The following is an 18,126-nucleotide window of genomic DNA, read 5'->3' on the forward strand; positions in this document are numbered from 1 at the left end:
CAGTTCAGTGCGCCCCAAGTAGCAGGCGCCGCAACTCTGCAAGGCCATCAACACAGCCACCATGAACCCACGCCAACCCATACATCGCTCACTGACCGTCGCGCTGCTCGCGGCCGTCATCACGACCGCGTGCAGCGACGACGACCAGCCTTTCCAGCGCTACGAGGGCCCCATCCCCGCCTGTGAGGTCGAAGTCCGCACGGGCGCGAGCGCGCCGAGCTTCGAGCCGGCGCGCGCGTCGGCTGCGCCCGAGTACTGGAAGAAGGGCCCGTACGGTGTCTGGAACACGAGCCCGGCCGAGCCGTGCGGGCAAGATCCGGTGATTCGCATGGGCGGCGACGAGCGCGATATCGCGCTCTACATCACCTACCCGGCGGTGGGCGTGCCCACGGTCTCGGGACGCGGGGAGGTCGCGCCCGGCGAGTGGCCGGTGATCGTGTTCGCCCACGCCAACAACGACCGCGAGTGCAATATCTACCGGCGCTACTACTCGCTGCACGACCACTGGGCGAGCTGGGGATTCATCGTCGTCTCGGTCGACGGCACGCACACCAACTGCCGCATCGGCACCACCGAAAACATCGAGCGGCGCGTCGACGGCCAACTCGCCGCGGTCGCCAAGCTGCGCGCGCTGCACGTCGACCCGAGCAGCCGGTTCTTCGGGCGCGTCGACCTCGACCGGATCGTCTTCGCCGGCCACAGCCGCGGCGGCGGGGCGAGCCTGGTTGCCGCCGAGCGCTACGGCCGGTCGGCCGGCGTCATCGACCTGCAGGGCATCGACCTGACCTCCTTTGGCTTCGGCGCGCAGACGCTGCCCGACTTTCCGGTCCTGGGCGTGACCGCCGGCGAGGACGTCGACCTGAACTATCCGTACGCCGAGCCCACCGAAGACCAACTCGGCGGCCCCTACACCTGGCTCAATATCAACGGCGGCATCCACGCCTACACCGCCGACACGGTGCCCATCGAGCCCGACGACGAGCCGCTCATCGAGCGGGCGCAGCAGCACGACATCACCGAGTACTACTCGACGGCCTTCCTGGCGCGCCGGGTCGGCGTGGGCGACGGCCGCGCGCCGACGGCCTTCGTGCCCGACGAATCCGCCGACGCGGTCCTCGCCAGCCACGAGGGCGCGCGCACGGTCGACCGCGACATCTCCGAACTCGGCGTCTACACCCGCTGGCGCACCGACGATACCGCCATTTGGCTCGACCACTTCGACGGCGCCTCGCCGGGGTCGAACCTGACCGGCGGCCAGAATATCGCCCAGGGCTTCGCGCGCTCCCAGGAGGTGGCGACCTACCGGCCGAACAGCAGCCCCGGCGGCATGTACGCCAAGGCGCGCTCGCTTCTGCTCGAGGCCGACGGCACCGCCACCTACCGCCTCGAGCTCGACGAGGTGGTCGCCCCGGCCGAGGCGAGCCTGCAGGCGCGGGTCAAAGGCCCCGACGCGGGCCCCGTGGCCGAATTCGCGGTGATCGTCGAGCTCGCCGACGGTACGCGGCAGCGCTTCGAGGGGACCGAGCACGTCGGGCCGGAGCCGCTCGCCGAACGCTTCACCCAGCTCGTCGTTCCGGGGGAAGCTTTCGCGGGCGCGAGCATCGCCGCCGTCGAGTTCGAGGTGCGCGACGGCGCGCTCTTCGTCGACGATCTGCGATTGGTGGCTTTGTCTGAGTAGGAGAAGCAGCGAAAATGCAGAAACCGACCACTTCTAATAAGCCGACCATATCCACCCCCGTAGCTCCGCCCACTCGATCCGAATCAGCGAGGAGGCGTGGGGGGCGACCGATCGGGAGGATCGTCAAGAAAACAAAAAGGATGTAATGATTTTGTTCGACCAAAAACAAACCGGGCACAAAGCCTGGAAATCATTACATCCGGAGACGATCATGCCAGACACTCGCCTCAATGTCAGCCTCCAAAATCACGAGCGTTCCGAGCCGCAGCGAGCAGTGCCCGCTCACTTCAACGAGTATATCGTAGCCTGCGAGCATCTGCGCGGTGAGGGCATTTTCGACGAGATCGAGCAGCAGTTTCGGCTCGACCGAAGCGGCTACCAGTTTATCGACGCGGTGCTGGCGGGGCTGGCCTTTTTTAGCGCCCAGCCCACGTACTCGGGGCTTCGTGGGATGCTCGACGAAGTCAATGGCCGAGGGTGGTCGCAGGCCCTGGCAGCGGCAGGGGGGCGAGACAGGCTTTGCAGCCAGGCATCGATGTCGCGCGTTTTGGGCGACATTCCCGAGGAGATGGCGTGTCGATTCAAAGAGCAGTTGCTCGGAGCATGGACCCCGGCGGCGCCTTTTTCGGCCTACGAGGCTGTGCTGTGGCGCGATTGCACCGGGCAGTCCTGGCACGGCTTCGCCATCGATGGGCGCGTGCAGCCTTTTCGACGCCGGGCGCTGTGCGAGGGCGAGGAGTACCCGCCCGCCCGCCGTCGGGTCGACAGCTTGGGCGCCAAACCGGGCTATTCGGGCCGAAAGCGCGCCGACGTCCAGATGGAGACGTCGATCTTGGAGCATCTGGGAAGCGGGCTTTATCTGGCGATGAATTATGCGGCCGGAAACGGCCAGCTCAGCGATGACTTTGCGCAGGGCCTGGCACTGATAGAGCGATGGGCCAACGCCCGCGGGCTCGAGCCCGGCCGGTGTTTTCTGGCCATCGACGGCCACCAGGGAGGGTTTGCCCAGCTGCGCGCGGCGCTTCGCTCGCCGGTGCACTTTTTGACCCGGCTTCGTTACTACGAGCCGCTCAAAGATCCTGCGGTGCGCGCTCAGCTGGCCCAGCAGACATGGCAGAAGGTCGACGATTCCCGAAGCGGCCCCCAGCGCTGGGCGACCGAAATGGGCGACTACTGGCTTGGTGACGCTCGGGCCAGGCTGGTGGTCAGCTGCTTTGAGCCGACCGACGGCAAGAAGCGCGGCGCCGGATGCTTTGTCGACGGGCTTCAGTACGAGGTCTACGCCTGCGATCTCGACCCGACGGCCTATCCGGCCGCAGAAGTCGTCACCACCTACTACGCCCGGGCCGGCCGCCAGGAAAACGGCTTTGCCCGACTCGATCGGCACATGGATCTGGAGAAGATGTACTCGGATTGCGCGCCCGGCCAGCAGGTCATGATGGCGCTGGGGGTTTGGCTACACAATTTCAGGGCCATTAGGGGCGCCGAGCTCTTCGGCGAGCTCGAGCCTATCGACGTCGAGGCTGCGCCGCGCAAGCTCGAATCGGCCGACACGCTGCCGCTCGCGCCGACCGGTGCCCCCGCACCCCACGCAGCCCCAGCGGCAGGCCGTCCGGAGCCGGCCTCGCTCGCCGTCGGCTTCGAGGCATCGCACGCCTGGTGGCAGGGTGTCACCCGAAAGGTCGAGCAGCGCATCGGTGGGCTCGATGGATTCAGCTATGACGCTCAAACCCGCCAGATCGGCTGTGCGAAAGGCGCCTATCTGGGCCTGTCCGGAATGCGCCAGCGCGGCGGCCGTGTGATCGTCAGATTCCGCATCGGCTCCCCACAAGCCTGCCAGGGCTGCCCCTTCCGCCGCGAATGCACCTCGTCGACGTCGCCGACCTACAGAAAAGAGATCGAGATTCACATGCCGCCGCCAGCCACGCTGGGTGCGCACGACGAGCCAGCTGCGATCCAAGGCCAAGATAAGGCCGCTGACGCGCCGACGCATGGCAGTGATCCCGCTGATAAGGCGTCGCCCTCAACGGCCCTGCTAGGGCTTAGACTGTCGATTCCTGACGACTTGCCCGAACCCGGCGACCTCCACATGCGTCAGCCGGTACTGGTCGCAAGCACCTTTCGCAACGCCTTTCGAAAAGCTGCTCGAAGCCTCAAGGTCGAGGTGACAAAATCTCCACCGGATTCCTCAACTCGCCACGTAGACTATCTGGCGATGACCGCCGCACGTCGCCAGCGACGCCGGAAAACCTGGGACGAGCGGCTACAGTGGAACAGCCTGCCCCAGCAGGCCAACATAACAATCGCCATCAGAGCCCCCTTAACTGCCGCACGTCTTTTACCGGAGGCAAATACCCCCGCATCGGATCCCCCCTTTCAAAACAAGGCGAATAGGTGATCCGAATCGAGTGGGCTCCGCGTGGGGGTGGCGGCGCGGAGGCGCCGGGGGGCATCGTCGCGAATCTGCCATGCCTGCGACCTGCGATTCGTAGCCGCAAGCCGTCCGTGAGTTTCACAAAGGCCGTCAACTCGCCGCGGAGGGCCTTGTGAATTTCACAAAGGCCGTCAACTCGCGCAGACAGCCTCGCCCGAGCACACAAAGCCCTAAACGACGCGCGGGAGGGCTTTGTGAATTTCACGAACGCCTTATTCTCGCGCGGGAGGGCTTTGTGAGTTTCACGAAGCCTCGAAACTCGCCGCGGAGGGCCTTGTGAATTTCACGAAGCCTCGAAACTCGCGCGGGAGGGCTCTGTGAGATTCACGAAGGCCGTCGCGGCGAGAATAAGACGTCCGCAAGCGATCGAAGGGCCATGGAGGCGAGAATAGGGCGTCCGCAAGCGAATGAAAGGCCGCCGAGGCGAGAATAGCGCGTCCGTGAGTGAACGAAAGACGGTGGAGGCGAAAATTCGGCGTCTGTGGGCGTCACGAAGCCCGTCGCGGCGAAAATTCGGCGTCTGTGAGCGTCACGAAGACGGTCGCGGCGAGAATAAGGCGTCGAGGACCGATCGAAAGCCCGTCGCGGCGAGAATTGGGCGTCGAGGACCGATCGAAAGGCCGTCGCGGCGAGAATAGGGCGTTCGGGCGCACCGACGAGCCGCGCCCGGCGCCCTTGATAGTTTTCAAAAAGTCTTATAACACTGCGCCGTTATCTGACTTGTAAATGATTAATCTGGAACGGGATATCTGCAATGTATCGAACATCGATCAAAATTCTTGTCGCGGCCCTGTGCGCCGTGAGCTTGGCCGCATCGGGTTGCTCGGATGACAACGGCGGCGGTGGCGGTAATAACGCGGCTGACACCGGCGTCGACGCGTCGGCGGACACGGGTGGAAACGAGGACACCGGAGGGACTGGGGACACCGGAGGAACGGAAGACACCGGTGGAACTGAGGACACCGGTGGCACCGAGGACACCGGTGGAACCGAAGATACCGGCACCGAGGACACCGGTGGAACCGAAGATACCGGCACCGAGGACACCGGTGGGACCGAGGACACGGGCACCGAAGACACCGGCACCGAAGACACCGGCACCGAAGACACCGGCACCGCGGATACCGGCACCGAAGACGCAGGCGACGCGTCGGACGCCACGGATGCGACCGACACGGGCGACACGGCCGATGCAGGAGACACCGGCGCCGACGCCGCCGACACAGGCGACGTAGCCGACTCGGGAGACACCGGCGCCGACGCCGCTGACACGGGCGACGCCGGCGATGCGACGGGCACCGCGTGCGACTACAACGGATTCACCGCGGTCGACGAGTCCTCCGTCTTTGCCGACTACGCCAACGATCCCGAGATCTTCTTCTACTCGGGCAGCTCGGCGACCACCGAGCCCTACGATTTCCTCTCGGTGGAGATGTACGGCACGACCTACGGCGGCGCGACGAGCGCAGGCACCTACACCATCATCGACGAGAGCTACGCCGACTGCGGCAACTGCATCCTGATCTACCAGCAGTGCACCTCGACGAGCTGCGCCAAGTACTTCCAGGCCACCAGCGGCACCTTCGAGATCACCGACTACCCCGCCAACGTCGGCGACAACTTCACGGCCACGTTGACCAACGTGGTCTTCGAAGAGGTCACCATCGACGGCACCACCTACGAGTCGACCAAGGTGCAGGGCGGCGAGACCTGGTGCGTCAACAACTACACGTATAGCGTGGCGACGACGTCGAATGCGCCGTAACTAGGCGCCTATCGATCCCCGCTACGGGCAACGGTCGGCGGCCGATCGACCCCCGCTACGGGCAACGGTCGGCGGCCGATCGACCCCCGCTACGGGCAACGGTCGGCGGCCTACGGTCGCCTCCCTCGCCCGCAGCTATAAACTCCGTATCACCCACAGGGGGTTCGGGGTTGAGCGCAAAGCCATAAATCACGTCTCGTGCCGTTCGAAGGCAGACGCTCATCTGGCTCGAGACGTCGTCCAAGCAAGGCCCACAGCCTTGGAGCCCCTTGTGGGTGAAACAGAACTTTTAGCTGCGGGCGAGCGCGGAGCCGATAGGCGACGTGCGCGCTGGGAGCGAAGCGACCGAGTACCCTTGGGGTGTTGCCCGTAGTGGGGGTCGATCGTCGACGCGCGCGCTGGGAGATAGGATCGAAGAACGCCCCCTGAAGGGTGTACGGTGTGGTTGCGATTCCAATCCACCATTCACCCAAAAGGAGGCGTGATGAGTACTATGTACGTTGGCGCAGACATTCACAAGTCGACCTCAACCGTTGTGGTCAAAGACGAGCAAGGGAGGACGGTAAGCAAGTGGGTCGGCCACACCAGCGCAGAGAATCTGTCGACGCAGGTCATGGCCATCCCCGGTACAGTGCACATGACCTTTGAAGAGTCTCCGTACGCTGCTTGGATGTGGGATACGCTGCATCCGCTTGTCGACAAGCTGGTGGTGTGTGACCCGAGACGAAACAAGCTCATTGCCGAAGATGACAAGAGTGACGAAATCGATGCGGAGACCCTGGCTGATCTGCTCCGCGGTGGATTCCTCAAGCCAGTGTACCATGGCTCCCATAGCAGCCGTGATATTCGCCATCTGGTCAAGAGTTATCAGCAGGTCATCTCGGATCGAGTGCGCATTAAAAACCGTTTATGCGGGCTCTTCGACGGCTACGGTGTTCGGACAAACGCCAAAGAGCGCTACACATGTGATCAAAAGGCTCGCGAGACACTGCTCAAGAAGCTTCCAGGGCGCGGCATCCAACAGCGAGGGCGTCGACTCTATGTCCAGCTTGATCTGCTCGATGAACTGGTCGACGAGGCCCTTCGAGACATGATCGCTGAGGCTCGGCGCTTCGATGCCTTCGAATGGATCAAGAGCATCCCGGGATTCGGTGATAAGCGAGCTGCCGCGACCATCGGCTGGGTGCGCACCCCCCATCGGTTTCGAGGCAAGCGCCAGTTCTTCAAGTATGTCGGATTGGCTGTCGTGCATCGAAGCACGTCAGATTGGAGGCAAGGAGCAAAAGGCCTCGAGCGAAAGAACAATGGCCAGACGATGGGGCTCAACAACAAGTACAGCCGGCCGCTCAAAGATATCATCAAAGGCGCCGCAGTGACGGCCGCAACGACGGACCCGGCATGGGGCGCACATGAGGCTGCACTGATCGATGACGGGATGGACCGGGAGATCGCCCGGCTGACCATCGCCCGGAAGCTCGCGTCGATCTTATTGTCCATCTGGAAACGAGGAGAACACTACAACGCAGAAAAGACAGTGCTAAGAGGGTCGTGACGTCCACCTGACTCGGAGCGCCAGCTGGCGAGTCCGTGAACAGCGTGGGACGACCTGGTCGGGAAGAGACTCTCGTCGCTTCGTGAGCCGGCTCAAGCCAGCCGAGTTCCACTGGGAGATTAGTCCACCCGCATGACCAGAACTTATCTTGGCCCTCGAGGTCCAAATAGGAGCGTGGTCGGCACTTTTGCTACGACCCGATTTAGATAAATGCCCCCCATGAGCATTCACCCAGACTTGTCGCAGGAGATCTCCGAACATACGGGGGTTCCGGACGACACAACCGGTGTTGCCGGGGGCTAGAAGCTCAAAAGACGAGGGCCCCTTGGAACGAACCACTCTGCTCTTGACCTTCTTCTTCATAGGAGCGAAGCGACCGAGTACCCTTGGGGTATTGCCCGTAGTGGGGGTCGATCGTCGACGCATGTTGCCCGTCGCGGGGGTCGATGAACACAACGAGATCAACCGAACCCGCCTTGATACTTTCGCCAAACTCCTATAACCATCCGCGGCTACTGAAATCCGTAACGATTTAATGTGAAACGAGGATGGTTAGGATGTACCGAAACACGATCAAGATTCTTATCGCAACGTTGTGCGCCGTGAGCTTGGCCGCGACGGGCTGCTCGGACGACGACAACGGCGGAGGAGGCGGCGATAATAACGCGGCCGACACCGGCGTCGACACCTCGGCTGATGCCGGCGGCACCGAGGACTCCGGCTCGGACGACGACGCGGGCTCGGATGACGACGCGGGCTCGGATGACGACGCCGGTTCGACCGAGGATACCGGCTCGGACGACGACGCGTCCTCGTCGGCGTGCGACTACACCGGGTTCACGGCCGTCTTCGAGGTCGCCAGCCAAGACCAGCAGGACATCGTCTACTCGGCTGATTCGAGCGAAGGAACGCCCGTCGACTACCTGTCGGCCGAGATCTACGGCACGAGCTTCGGCGGCGCGACGAGCGCGGGCACCATCACCGTCGTCGACGAGAGCTACGCCGACTGCGGCAACTGCTTCATGATCTACCAGGGCTGCGACGATACCGGCGAGTGCGCCAAGACCTTCATGGCCACCAGCGGAACCGTCGACATCACCGACTACCCGGCCAGCGCCGGCGAGACCCTGTCGGCGACCATGACCGACTTGGTCTTCGAAGAGGTCACCATCGACCCCGAGACCTTCGCCTCGACGAAGGTCCAGGACGGCGAGACCTGGTGCATCAACGACTACTCGCTGAGCTTGGCCACCGAGGCCGTCGCTCAGTAAGTCGTCGCCCCATCGACCCCGACCACATCGACCCCCGCTACGGACATCATTCGTAGCGGGGGTCGGTATTTGAGCGCACCGACGCCGCTCGTCACCCACCGCAACACACATTGACTCGACGAACGCGCAGTTAATTTTTATAAAGGGGCCGCTTCACCTACCAATGACCACACACCCGACTGACTGACGGAGCTCGCCGATGCCCTCGATTCCCTCGCAGATCTTCGACCGCGTGTGGGTGCCCGACTGGGAGATCAACCCGGAGACGTTCGAGCAGGTGCTCGAGCTGGCCGTCGAGATCGCTCGGGAGGGGCGCGAGGGGCGCAAGGTGGGCACGATCTTTTCGATCGGCGACAGCGAGGCGGTCCTCGAGGCGTCGCGCTGCCTCATCCTCGACCCCTTGGCCGGCCACTCCGACGAGGTCCGGCACGTCTCCGACCACAATCTTCGCGAGACCATCAAAGAGCTCGCCCAGCTCGACGGGGCGTTCGTCGTCTCCGATGACGGGGTGGTGATCTCGGCGGCGCGCTACTTCAGCACCGACGCCGAGGGCATCGACGTGCCCCTGGGCCTGGGCGCGCGCCACATCGCCGGGGCGTCGGTCTCCTGCAAGACGCGCGCGGTCGCCGTCGTCGTCTCGCAGAGCTCGATCGTGCGCATCTTCGACGACGGCCACCTAGTCACCGAAATCCTGCCCGAGCTTTGGATGCTCCAGATCCACGGCATGATCGTGCACGAAGATTCGGTCGAGAAGATCTCCGAAGGCGAGTTCACCGTGGTGCGCCGCACCGATTGAGGCTGCACCGATTGAGGCTGCACCGATTGAGGCCGCACCGCGCGGATATCCTTATTCGCGCAACCGACACACGCACAAAAAAGGCGGCCCGGCATTCACCGGGCCGCCTTTATTGCGTCCTACAGCTCAGGGCTGTGATCAGGGCGCGGGGGTGAATCGAATGTTGTCGATCCAGCCTTTGTCGTCACCGCTGGAGGTGCTCACGTCCTTGTCGTACGCCCAGCGAATGGTGTGGCTGCCGGCGGTGACAGGCACGTCGACCTGAGTCCAGTCGATCTCGCCTTCGATATAGTCGTCTTCGGTGCCGTCTTCGCACACACCGCTGGGATCGAGGCAGTAGACCAACTCGTCGCAGCAGCTTTCCGAGGAGACTTTCCAGTCGAACGACACGGTGCCGTCACTCGGCGCGTCGAAGGTGATTTCGGCCCAAGTGAGCGAGCTGTCACCGATGTCGCCGCTAGCAAACGAGGTCGACCCATCGCTGGCCACGGTCGAATCGAGCGTCCAGTCGGCGTCGCCACCGGTGCTGAACAGAGCCGGGATGCTGCCCATCTCGAACGAGATGGGGATGAGCGGGAAGAGCGAGGCGCCATCGGCGGGAACGAGTTCGGTTTCTCCGTCGACGAACTGCACGAGCAGGATGGTCTCGCCGGCCGCGGGCGCGAAGTGCAGATAGGCGATATCACCGTCTTCGAACAGGTCGTCCGGGGTGTCGAAGGTGATGTCGGCGGTGCCGTCGGCGTCGGTGTCGAGGGCCAGTCCGTACACCGGCGGCGTCACCGTGCCGGTCGTCGAGGCTTGGCCCAGGGCCACGCCGCTGAACAGCGCGCTGGTCGAGTCGTCATCGGCCACGCGGAGCACGTCGATGGTGGCGTTGGCCGGAAGGGCGTTGAATGCGCTCAGGCGCGCATCGGGGCTGGGCGAAGTCAGGTCTTCGGTCAGCTGGGCCACCGCGAGGTTTCCGCTGGCGTCCTCGTAGGCCACGACCGTGTAGTCTTGGCCGGGATCGAAGGTCAGCGAGGGCGTGGTCGCCAAAACCGTGCCGTTTTCGATGACGTCGAATTCGTAGCTGCCCGAGTCGATGGTCAAATCAGCGCTTGCGGAGCCGTAGCCAAGCGTGGTCACCGCGTCGGTCGTGCCCGTCGGGGCGATGTCGACCGGGCCGGCTTGCGGAAACAGGTGGACGATTTGCACGTCGGCCACCGCCGGATCGACCGCGTCGACGTCGAAGGTCGCCACGTCCACCGAGCAGTCGTTGGTCGCGATGATCGCGACCTCGAAGGGCCCGCCGATATCTTGGGGCGTCACGGTAAATTCGCCGTCATTGGCGCCCATGGTGTAATCGAACGCGGCGCCCAAGAAATCGAATTCAACCGCGGAGGTCGAGGTGTAATCGATCGTGATCGTCTCACTTTCGATCCCTTCGAAGTACTCTTGGTCGGTGCCGGTGATATCGTTGATGGCGACTTGATCGGTGCACGCACCGCCGCCACTCTGGCTGCACACGAGCGTGCTCGAGCCGGCATCGATTTCCGACTGGGACAGCTCGCCGTTGCCGTCGGTGTCTACGCCGGTGTTGATGCGCACGCCGCCGTTCTCGCACTCGTCGCCGGGATCGACGGTCTCGGTTTCGACCAAGCTGGCCGGGCCGGCAGGGCCCTCGGGACCTTCCGGACCTTCCGGACCTTCCGGACCTTCGGGGCCCTCAGGGCCCTGTTCACCTGCAGGACCCTGCTCGCCCTGCGGGCCTTCGCTTCCGCCGCACGCTGCAGTGCCGACTGCAAGCGCAGCTGCGATCAAAAAAACACTCAAACGATTCGTCTGGAGCATCAGTGTTCCTCCCTAAAAAGTGTCAATGGGAACATACAAAAGGGGGCACGCGGATATCACACAGCCGTTTTACGGGCAACTGCCATAGGGGCTGCGTGTTGCATGGTGCGCGACGGAAGGCCGGCACGAGAAATTTGACACCCTCCGGGATGGGGGCGTACCCTTCGGGTGCCGAAACGTACAAATTCGCGGAGGGTGTGTTGCACCGATCGTCGCAGAGTCTAGCAGTAAACAAGGGAGCCATCCGAAGCGTGGTCGCTTGTTTGTGGCTATGGGTCATCTGTGCGCTCGCTCCCGGCGTCGCCAGCGCCCAGTCGACGAACGAACTCTCCTCGGCGCAGGCGCGCACCGCGCAATATGTCTTCGTCATCGACGACTCGGGCAGCATGAGCCGGCGCGTGCGCGGCAAGGCGCCCGCCGACCCCGACCGCCTGGCCGTATTCGCGGCGCGCTCGACCTTGAGTATGCTCGACGACGTCGACGAGGCGACCGTCGTGCGGCTCAACGGGCCGCTGGAGGGCGAGGCGGTCGTGCCGGTCGCCCCGCTGGCCGACAATCGCGCCAAACTCGAAAAGATGCTCGCCCTCGATGGCAGCGTCGCGCAGTATGCCGGCGACCAGACGCCGTGCAAGAGCGCGCTCGACGCGGTCAAAAAGGCGCTCAACGACGCCTACCGGCCCAACGTCGCCCAGGTGGTCATGTTCCTGACCGACGGCGAATGCACCGGCGGGCAACCGACCGTGCGCGGGTTTTTGAACGGGCTCGAGTCGGCCGACGACGAACTCTTCAAGTTCTACCTGCTTCGCTTCGAGGGCCGCGACTATACCCGCGCGCTGCAGAAGCTCGCCGACCGCACCGGCGGCATGGCCATCGAGGCGTCGGCGACCGACCCGAGCGCTATCCTCAAGCCGTTTGCGCGGGCGTTGTCACGCTCGCAGGGCTACGAGTCGTACCTGCTCACCCCGTCTGACCGCATGCTCGACGCCCACCGCGGCGCAAGGCGCGTGCGTCTTCTGGCGGTCGCGCCCGACAAGGGCAAAGACCTCGACTTCAAGATCAATCCGGCTCGAAAGGGCGAGACGCCGCAAGTTTTGGGCGACGCCAAGAAAGGACTGCACCAATTCGAAGACGGCCGGCGCTACCGCTACGCGGCGATCGACTACCGCCCGGGCACGGTGCCGGTGAGCGTGAACGTCGAGGGCGCCGGGCGCGACTGGAAGGTCGTCGCGGTGCCCGAATATCGCCTCTTCGTCGAGATGGACGTGCGCGCAGGCGCCTGTTCCCAGAAGGGCGAGCCCATCCACTACGCCGAGGTCGGCAGCAACATCTGTGCAGAGGTGCGGCTGGTGAACGAGAAGGGCGAGGTCGTCACCGCCGACGTCGCCGGCCGCGGCACCGAGGCGCTGGTGCGCTACACGGCCGCAGGTGGTGAGGGCGAGGGCGAAGGCGACCGGAAGCCGCGCGAGCTGCCCGCCAACCGGCAGGGCGACGAGGCTCGGTTCGTCATCGAGCGCGCCAATCTCGAGAAGGGCGACCATATCTTCCGGCCGATGGTGCGCCTGTCGGTGCCCGGCCAGCAGGGCGCGAGCGTGACCATCAAGGGCGCCGCCGAGACCCTGCAAGTCAGCTCGATGACCATCGAGGCGACGCCGGCGCGCGTCGACTTCGACACGCTCGTCCCCGGAGCCGAGAAATTCAAGGACATAAAGGTCGGCGGGAACTTCCCGGCCGCGCGCGCTCGCCTCGTCGTCCAGAACCGCGAGGACGTGCCCGACTGCGTGAAGTTCGCGCTCGGGGGCAAAGGGGAGGGCGAAGAACAGAAGATCACGCCGGGGCAGTCGTACCAGCTCGGCGTCGACGTCGACCCTTATTGCGGTGCGTCGTCGTTCACGCGCGATATCCAGACGGCGGTGCGCATCGAGTTCGACCAGTCGGGACAACTGTTGAGCGTGCCAACGCTGGTGATTCCGGTCCACTTCGCCTCGGTCAGCGAGATTTCGGTGCCCAAGGCGCTGTCGACGACCCTCGACGCCGGCGACTCCGCCACGCTCGATCTCGAGCTCGACGGCAACTTCAAAAAGGACGCCACCTTCAACGCGCTGGTGCCCCCGCCCGACGAGCGCGAGCGTTGGCCGTCGAACGCCGACCACCTCGAGCTGCGATTCCTCGACGGCGACGGCGAGCCGATCCTGAACGAAGACGACGAGCCGGCCCAAAAACACGGGGTGAGCTTTGCGCCCGGCTCCAAAAAGGACCCGCTTCGTATCGAAGTCGCCTCGGACTCGTGCTGCAGCGGCGGGACCTACCGCACCGAGATCGCACTCGTGCCCACGTCGGGCACCAAAGATCCGATCCGCGTGCCGGTCGAGATCACCGTCAACGAAGCGAGCGTGTGGAGCTGTTGGGGCCCGGCGATCCTGTGGGCGCTGTTGGCGTTGCTGCTCCTGTTGTTGGTCCTGTACGTCTACAACATGTTCAACAACAGCAGCTTTCTGAAGAAGAAGCAGCTCATCAACCGGCTCAAGCTGCTCGAATGGGGGCCTACGGGGATGCCGTCGGCCTCCACCGACGGGCCGCGTCAGATCAAAGAGTTCGTGAACAAGAAATTTACCTTCGCCAACCGCGCGAAGGCCTGGTTTGCCGCCAACCCGCTCAAGCTCGGGTTGCCCAACGGCTATAAATACGACGAGACTGTGCGTCTCGTGCTCAACACCGACCAGCCGCGGCTGTCGTCGCTCAAGGTCCTCGACAAGCCGGGCCACTACGACCGGCTCGTCGAAGACCCACGCGTCAACGGGCACGTGTACATCTCGAAGAATCAAGGATTTTACGGCGTGCCGGACCTCGACGGGTACTTCGGCTCGCTCCGCCACCAGAGCTACATCAGCCCGCCCACCGGCGAGCTCGAAGTGGTCAATCTGAGCGGAGCGAAGCTGGTGCTCGAAGACGACCGCGACCGCATGCAAGGTAACGTAGCCGGCTGGGAAATCGGCTACTGATCACCCCATCTGAGGAATCACTCATGGCGAACGAAAGAGCCGTTGTCGAAGAAATGCTGACCAAGCCGAGCATGGTCGCCCCCACGTTGTTTGTGGGCATCGGCGGCTGTGGTTGCCGCATCGCCGTGCGCGTCGCCGAGCACCTCAAGCGCCGCCCGGATTACAAGGAGCGCTACAGCGATCTCATCAAGGTCGCCCTGGTCGATACCAATATCAACGACCTGGAGACGTATCGCGAGCACGCCGACGAGAGCTTCCTGATCAGCAACTTCGAGAAGGAAGAGTACGCCAACCTCGCCGCCGGCAAGCTCTTCTTGGAGGCCGACGACTACTTCACCCAGTGGGTGCCGCAGGACTACCGGTTCCGCGCGGGCGACACCGCCGGCGCCGGCCAGATCCGCATCGAGTCGCGCCTTGGCTCGTACTACCAGCAGAAGCACAAGGATATGGTGCCCAGGTTTCGGCGCCTGCTCGAGGAGATGAAGTCCCACGAGCACGGCCACCGACGCCTCGATACCACCGAGATTCGCATCGTGATGTGTTTCTCGAACGCCGGTGGCACCGGCTCGGGCAGCCACCTTCCGCTGGCCTACACGCTGCGCGACCAGGCGCGTGAGCTCGGCAAGCCGACCATGATCGGGGTGTGCGTGCTCCCGGCGGTCTTCGAGGACAAGACCGGCGCCAACAAAGACGGCACCTTCGCCAACGGCTACGCTGCGCTCAAGGAGGTCGAGCACCTCATGAAGCTCGGCTCGCCCGAGTCGCGCTTCTACCCCGAGAACGGCATCGAGTTTCACTACGACCCGTCGGACACCTCCAAGCGGCGGGTCCACCAGCAGCCGTTCAACTTTATGTACCTGATCGACAAGCCGGAGTCGTACAGCCTCGAAAGCCCGGTGGACGCGGCCGCAGACGGCCTGTACCTGCAGTTCTTCTCGCCGATTTTCGCCGAGCAGGCCGGCGACTACGACAACTACACCCAGCACCAGCGCTTCCTGGTGCCTCACGACTTCGAGGCCAAGGGAATCGTCGGCTACACCCAGTATTACGGCTCGTACGGCTCGGCCGTGCTGCTGGTGCCGGTGCCGGGGCTGGTCGACTACTGCGCGCGCTCGGCGGCGCTGGGGCTGATGCGTCAGAGCTTTTTGGGGAGCATCCCGGGCGACGCGACCTACAACGCGCTTCGCCAGAACTCGCGCACCTTCTATGAGGTCACCGAGACCGACGGCGCGGACACCGCGCCCATCCACGTGGCCGACTTCCGAAAGAAGGACAGCGAGACCCGAAAACGCCTGCGCGACCGCCTCTTCCAGAAGCGCGTGCGCCTGCTCGCCGCCTGCGAGAACGACACCGGCGAGTCGGGCCAGTTCATGGAGATCTTCCGCCACGGCCACGGCCCGGGCGCGGTGCCCACGACCGAGGGGGCGATCGACACCGACGACGATCGTCTCGACCGCGACCGCCAGAACCTGGGCCAGGGCGGCATGAAGTACTCCATCGGCGCGATCCTGCTCGAGGCCGTCTCCGGGGAGCGCTCCGCGGGGCTGACCCAGCGCGCCTACGCGTCGATCGACGACCAGAAGAACAAGCTCATCCAGAAGGAGACCTACCAGAAGGAGGACTTCGCCTACTGGAAGTCGATCGTGAGCAGCCAGACGCGCAAGCTCAAGCAGGTGGGCATGTCGGTGCTCGAAAACGGCTACCGCGACCACCGCACCGACGCGCTGATCCCGGGCATGGACGCGCTCGTCGACCTCGACTTCATGAAGGACGACGCCGGCGAGGTGAACCTGGCCGCCCAGCGCTACGCGGCGCTGAGCGTGCTCGACGCCCTCAAAGAGGACGACACGCGGCTGCACGAGCCCAAGCCCCCGCAGTTCGACTACGCCGATGACGACCGCGTCAAAGACGACGACTTCAAGCGCGTCATCTCGCAGTTGTACGAGTACGAGGCCAAAAAGGCGTTCTACGAGGTCCAAAAGGCCTTCTTCGACAAGCGCGCGGTCTTCCGCGGCAAGCTCGCCCGCATGGCCGACCAGCTTCGCGGCCTCGAGCAGGGCTTCGAGGAGTTCGCCCGCAAGCAGGAGAAGAAGATCAGCCGCAAGCGCGTCGACGGCGACGAGTCGGCCAATCAGTACGTCATCGACTCCGAGGCGCTGCAGATCGAGAACGGCCGGCGCATGTGGGACTTCTATTTCGAGGACAAGATCGCCCCGCTGGGCGAGTTGAGTCTGCAGAGCAAGGAAGTCCAGAAGCGCCTGAGCGGGGTCATCCGAACGATGAGCCTGCAGAAGAGCATGGGCAACACCGCCAAGCTCCAGAAGATCTTCGAGTCGCTCCTCGAGTACGCCCAGGGCTTCTTGGACACACATATCGGCGGCGACCCCAAGGCGCAGGATCCCACTCGCCGTGACGGGCTGCGCCTGGCCGACGCGCTCAAGCTCGAAGCCGAGTACCGCGCGCTCTTCCGCACCAACCAGGAAGAGATCGACAAAGAGGGCCGCAAGGCGATCCGCAACGCCGTGGCCGAATACCGCGCCAAGCCCGACGAAGAGCAGATCGACCTGGGCCAAGACGTCTACCAGGAGTATTTCCGCGACAAGATCAAGCGCATCGAGACCGAGAAAGCCTCGCTTCTGTGCAGCTACGACGAGTCGCGCGACCAGCACGGCGGCGTGCGCCCCAACCGCGTCTTCTTGGGCGTGATGGGCGAGGACTTTGGCGACGCCGACATCGAGGGCGCCATCAAGAGCGTCGAGACCGCCGGCATCAAGTGGGTCACCGAGGGATGGCACGACCCGCACAAGATCGTCTTCTACCGCGCGGTCTTGAACGTGCCCCTGTACGTGTTCGGGCGCATGAACGAGATGAAGGAGTACTACTACCGCTTCAAGAACCTGGCGAAGCGCTCGAAGGTGCTCCACATCGACAAGAACTGGGAGAACTCGCTGCCCGACCTCGACCCGGACGGCGCCCAGGAGAAGCACCGCCAGGAGATGGTGCGCGAGCATATCATCAACTTCGGCGTGCTGCTGACGGTCAACGACCCGTTCGGCAACAACAAGGGCTTTGTGGTCCACCGAAACGGCAACTACTACCTGCGCCCGCCCAACAGCGTGCCCACCGACGGCGACGATCAGTTGGCCTTGCTGGGCCGCAGCCTCACCGAGGCGATCGAAGCGCTGCCCACGGTACTCCAGGGCGAGAAGGTCAAGTACCTCGCCTTCCAGCAGATGCTCCAGGCGGTCCACGACGGGCTGGCCCCGCTGGTGCTCGAGCGGGTGGTGCGCCTGCCGTTCAAGTGGCGTCGAAACCGCGACCAGCTTCGCACCCAGTACGGCACCGAACCGTCGGCCGAGCAGAAGCTCAAGCTCCAAGACTACACCGACTCGTACGAGCGCATGAAAGAGGCGCTCGAGTCGCTGCTCGAGCGGCTTCGCAACATCGAGGCCGAGCAGATGACCATCGGCGGGGGCTTGGACGGCAATGCCGCAGGCCTGAACGACCATCAAGCCAAGTCGAACCTGCGCCAGTCGATCGAGCTCTTGCGCGGCTTCGTCGAGGGCTGGCGCGGCATGGAGAACCCCGAGGAGTCGAAGACGGTGCCCCGTGACTTCCAGAGCCTCTTCCAGCCGATGCAGGAGGAGAAGCTCAAAGACACCCTCGAGATCTTGCGCTCCGGTGAGATCGATCGGGCGAGCTTCGAGAAGGCGACGAAGAAGCAAGGCGCGCAATCGCCTACATTCTCCTCCCCTGCGAAGCGAGGGGAGGACTAAGGAGGGGACTCCCTTTCCGCGAGAC

General features: G+C 64.2%; 9 protein-coding genes. 8 read left to right on the forward strand and 1 reads right to left on the reverse strand.

Going from position 1 to position 18,126, the window contains the following annotated elements; genetic code table 11:
* Nucleotides 1–61: 61 nt before the first annotated feature.
* The 6 genes from FIV42_RS18210 (at nt 62) to FIV42_RS18235 (ending at nt 9,496) form a co-directional block, all read left to right on the forward strand.
* Nucleotides 62–1,678 (forward strand): alpha/beta hydrolase family protein, encoded by a 1,617-nt coding sequence (locus FIV42_RS18210; protein ID WP_141199067.1) that lies wholly within the window; start codon nt 62–64, stop codon nt 1,676–1,678.
* A 211-nt stretch (nt 1,679–1,889) separates the two neighbouring features.
* Nucleotides 1,890–4,076 carry a hypothetical protein gene (locus tag FIV42_RS18215; protein ID WP_141197440.1) on the forward strand — a complete coding sequence of 729 codons (2,187 nt, stop codon included), beginning with the start codon at nt 1,890–1,892 and terminating at the stop codon, nt 4,074–4,076.
* A gap of 790 nt (nt 4,077–4,866) precedes the next feature.
* Nucleotides 4,867–5,877, forward strand: a complete 1,011-nt coding sequence (locus tag FIV42_RS30540; RefSeq protein ID WP_174769513.1) for a hypothetical protein — start codon at nt 4,867–4,869, stop codon at nt 5,875–5,877.
* Nucleotides 5,878–6,361: 484 nt separating this feature from the next.
* Nucleotides 6,362–7,429, forward strand: a complete 1,068-nt coding sequence (locus FIV42_RS18225) for an IS110 family transposase (RefSeq protein ID WP_141196007.1) — start codon at nt 6,362–6,364, stop codon at nt 7,427–7,429.
* A gap of 557 nt (nt 7,430–7,986) precedes the next feature.
* Entirely contained in the window at nt 7,987–8,700 is a 714-nt protein-coding gene (locus FIV42_RS18230; RefSeq protein ID WP_141199068.1) for a hypothetical protein, read from the forward strand.
* Between the two features lie 199 nt (nt 8,701–8,899).
* Nucleotides 8,900–9,496 carry a DNA integrity scanning protein DisA nucleotide-binding domain protein gene (locus tag FIV42_RS18235; RefSeq protein WP_141199069.1) on the forward strand — a complete coding sequence of 199 codons (597 nt, stop codon included), beginning with the start codon at nt 8,900–8,902 and terminating at the stop codon, nt 9,494–9,496.
* 138 nt (nt 9,497–9,634) lie between these two features.
* Here the strand turns inward: FIV42_RS18235 and FIV42_RS18240 are convergent, their stop codons facing one another.
* Nucleotides 9,635–11,326, reverse strand: coding sequence for a DUF7151 family protein (locus FIV42_RS18240; RefSeq protein ID WP_141199070.1), 1,692 nt, complete (start codon nt 11,324–11,326; stop codon nt 9,635–9,637).
* Between the two features lie 200 nt (nt 11,327–11,526).
* Here FIV42_RS18240 and FIV42_RS18245 point away from each other — a divergent pair, with 200 nt between their 5' ends.
* Nucleotides 11,527–14,325 carry a VWA domain-containing protein gene (locus FIV42_RS18245; protein WP_168210743.1) on the forward strand — a complete coding sequence of 933 codons (2,799 nt, stop codon included), beginning with the start codon at nt 11,527–11,529 and terminating at the stop codon, nt 14,323–14,325.
* Between the two features lie 23 nt (nt 14,326–14,348).
* The gene (locus FIV42_RS18250) at nt 14,349–18,101 is read left to right on the forward strand and encodes a tubulin-like doman-containing protein (protein WP_141199072.1); all 3,753 of its coding nucleotides are present in this window, start codon (nt 14,349–14,351) and stop codon (nt 18,099–18,101) included.
* The last annotated feature ends 25 nt before the right edge of the window (nt 18,102–18,126 follow it).

It is taken from the genome of Persicimonas caeni (assembly GCF_006517175.1).
GTDB lineage: Bacteria > Myxococcota_A > Bradymonadia > Bradymonadales > Bradymonadaceae > Persicimonas > Persicimonas caeni.

Bases quoted from the DNA above. Each gene is read 5' to 3' on its own strand.
- FIV42_RS18235 (WP_141199069.1), top strand. From the start codon at position 8,900: ATGCCCTCGATTCCCTCGCAGATCTTCGACCGCGTGTGGGTGCCCGAC.
- FIV42_RS30540 (WP_174769513.1), top strand. From the start codon at position 4,867: ATGTATCGAACATCGATCAAAATTCTTGTCGCGGCCCTGTGCGCCGTG.
- FIV42_RS18230 (WP_141199068.1), top strand. From the start codon at position 7,987: ATGTACCGAAACACGATCAAGATTCTTATCGCAACGTTGTGCGCCGTG.
- FIV42_RS18225 (WP_141196007.1), top strand. From the start codon at position 6,362: ATGAGTACTATGTACGTTGGCGCAGACATTCACAAGTCGACCTCAACC.
- FIV42_RS18215 (WP_141197440.1), top strand. From the start codon at position 1,890: ATGCCAGACACTCGCCTCAATGTCAGCCTCCAAAATCACGAGCGTTCC.
- FIV42_RS18250 (WP_141199072.1), top strand. From the start codon at position 14,349: ATGGCGAACGAAAGAGCCGTTGTCGAAGAAATGCTGACCAAGCCGAGC.
- FIV42_RS18210 (WP_141199067.1), top strand. From the start codon at position 62: ATGAACCCACGCCAACCCATACATCGCTCACTGACCGTCGCGCTGCTC.
- FIV42_RS18240 (WP_141199070.1), bottom strand. From the start codon at position 11,326: ATGCTCCAGACGAATCGTTTGAGTGTTTTTTTGATCGCAGCTGCGCTT.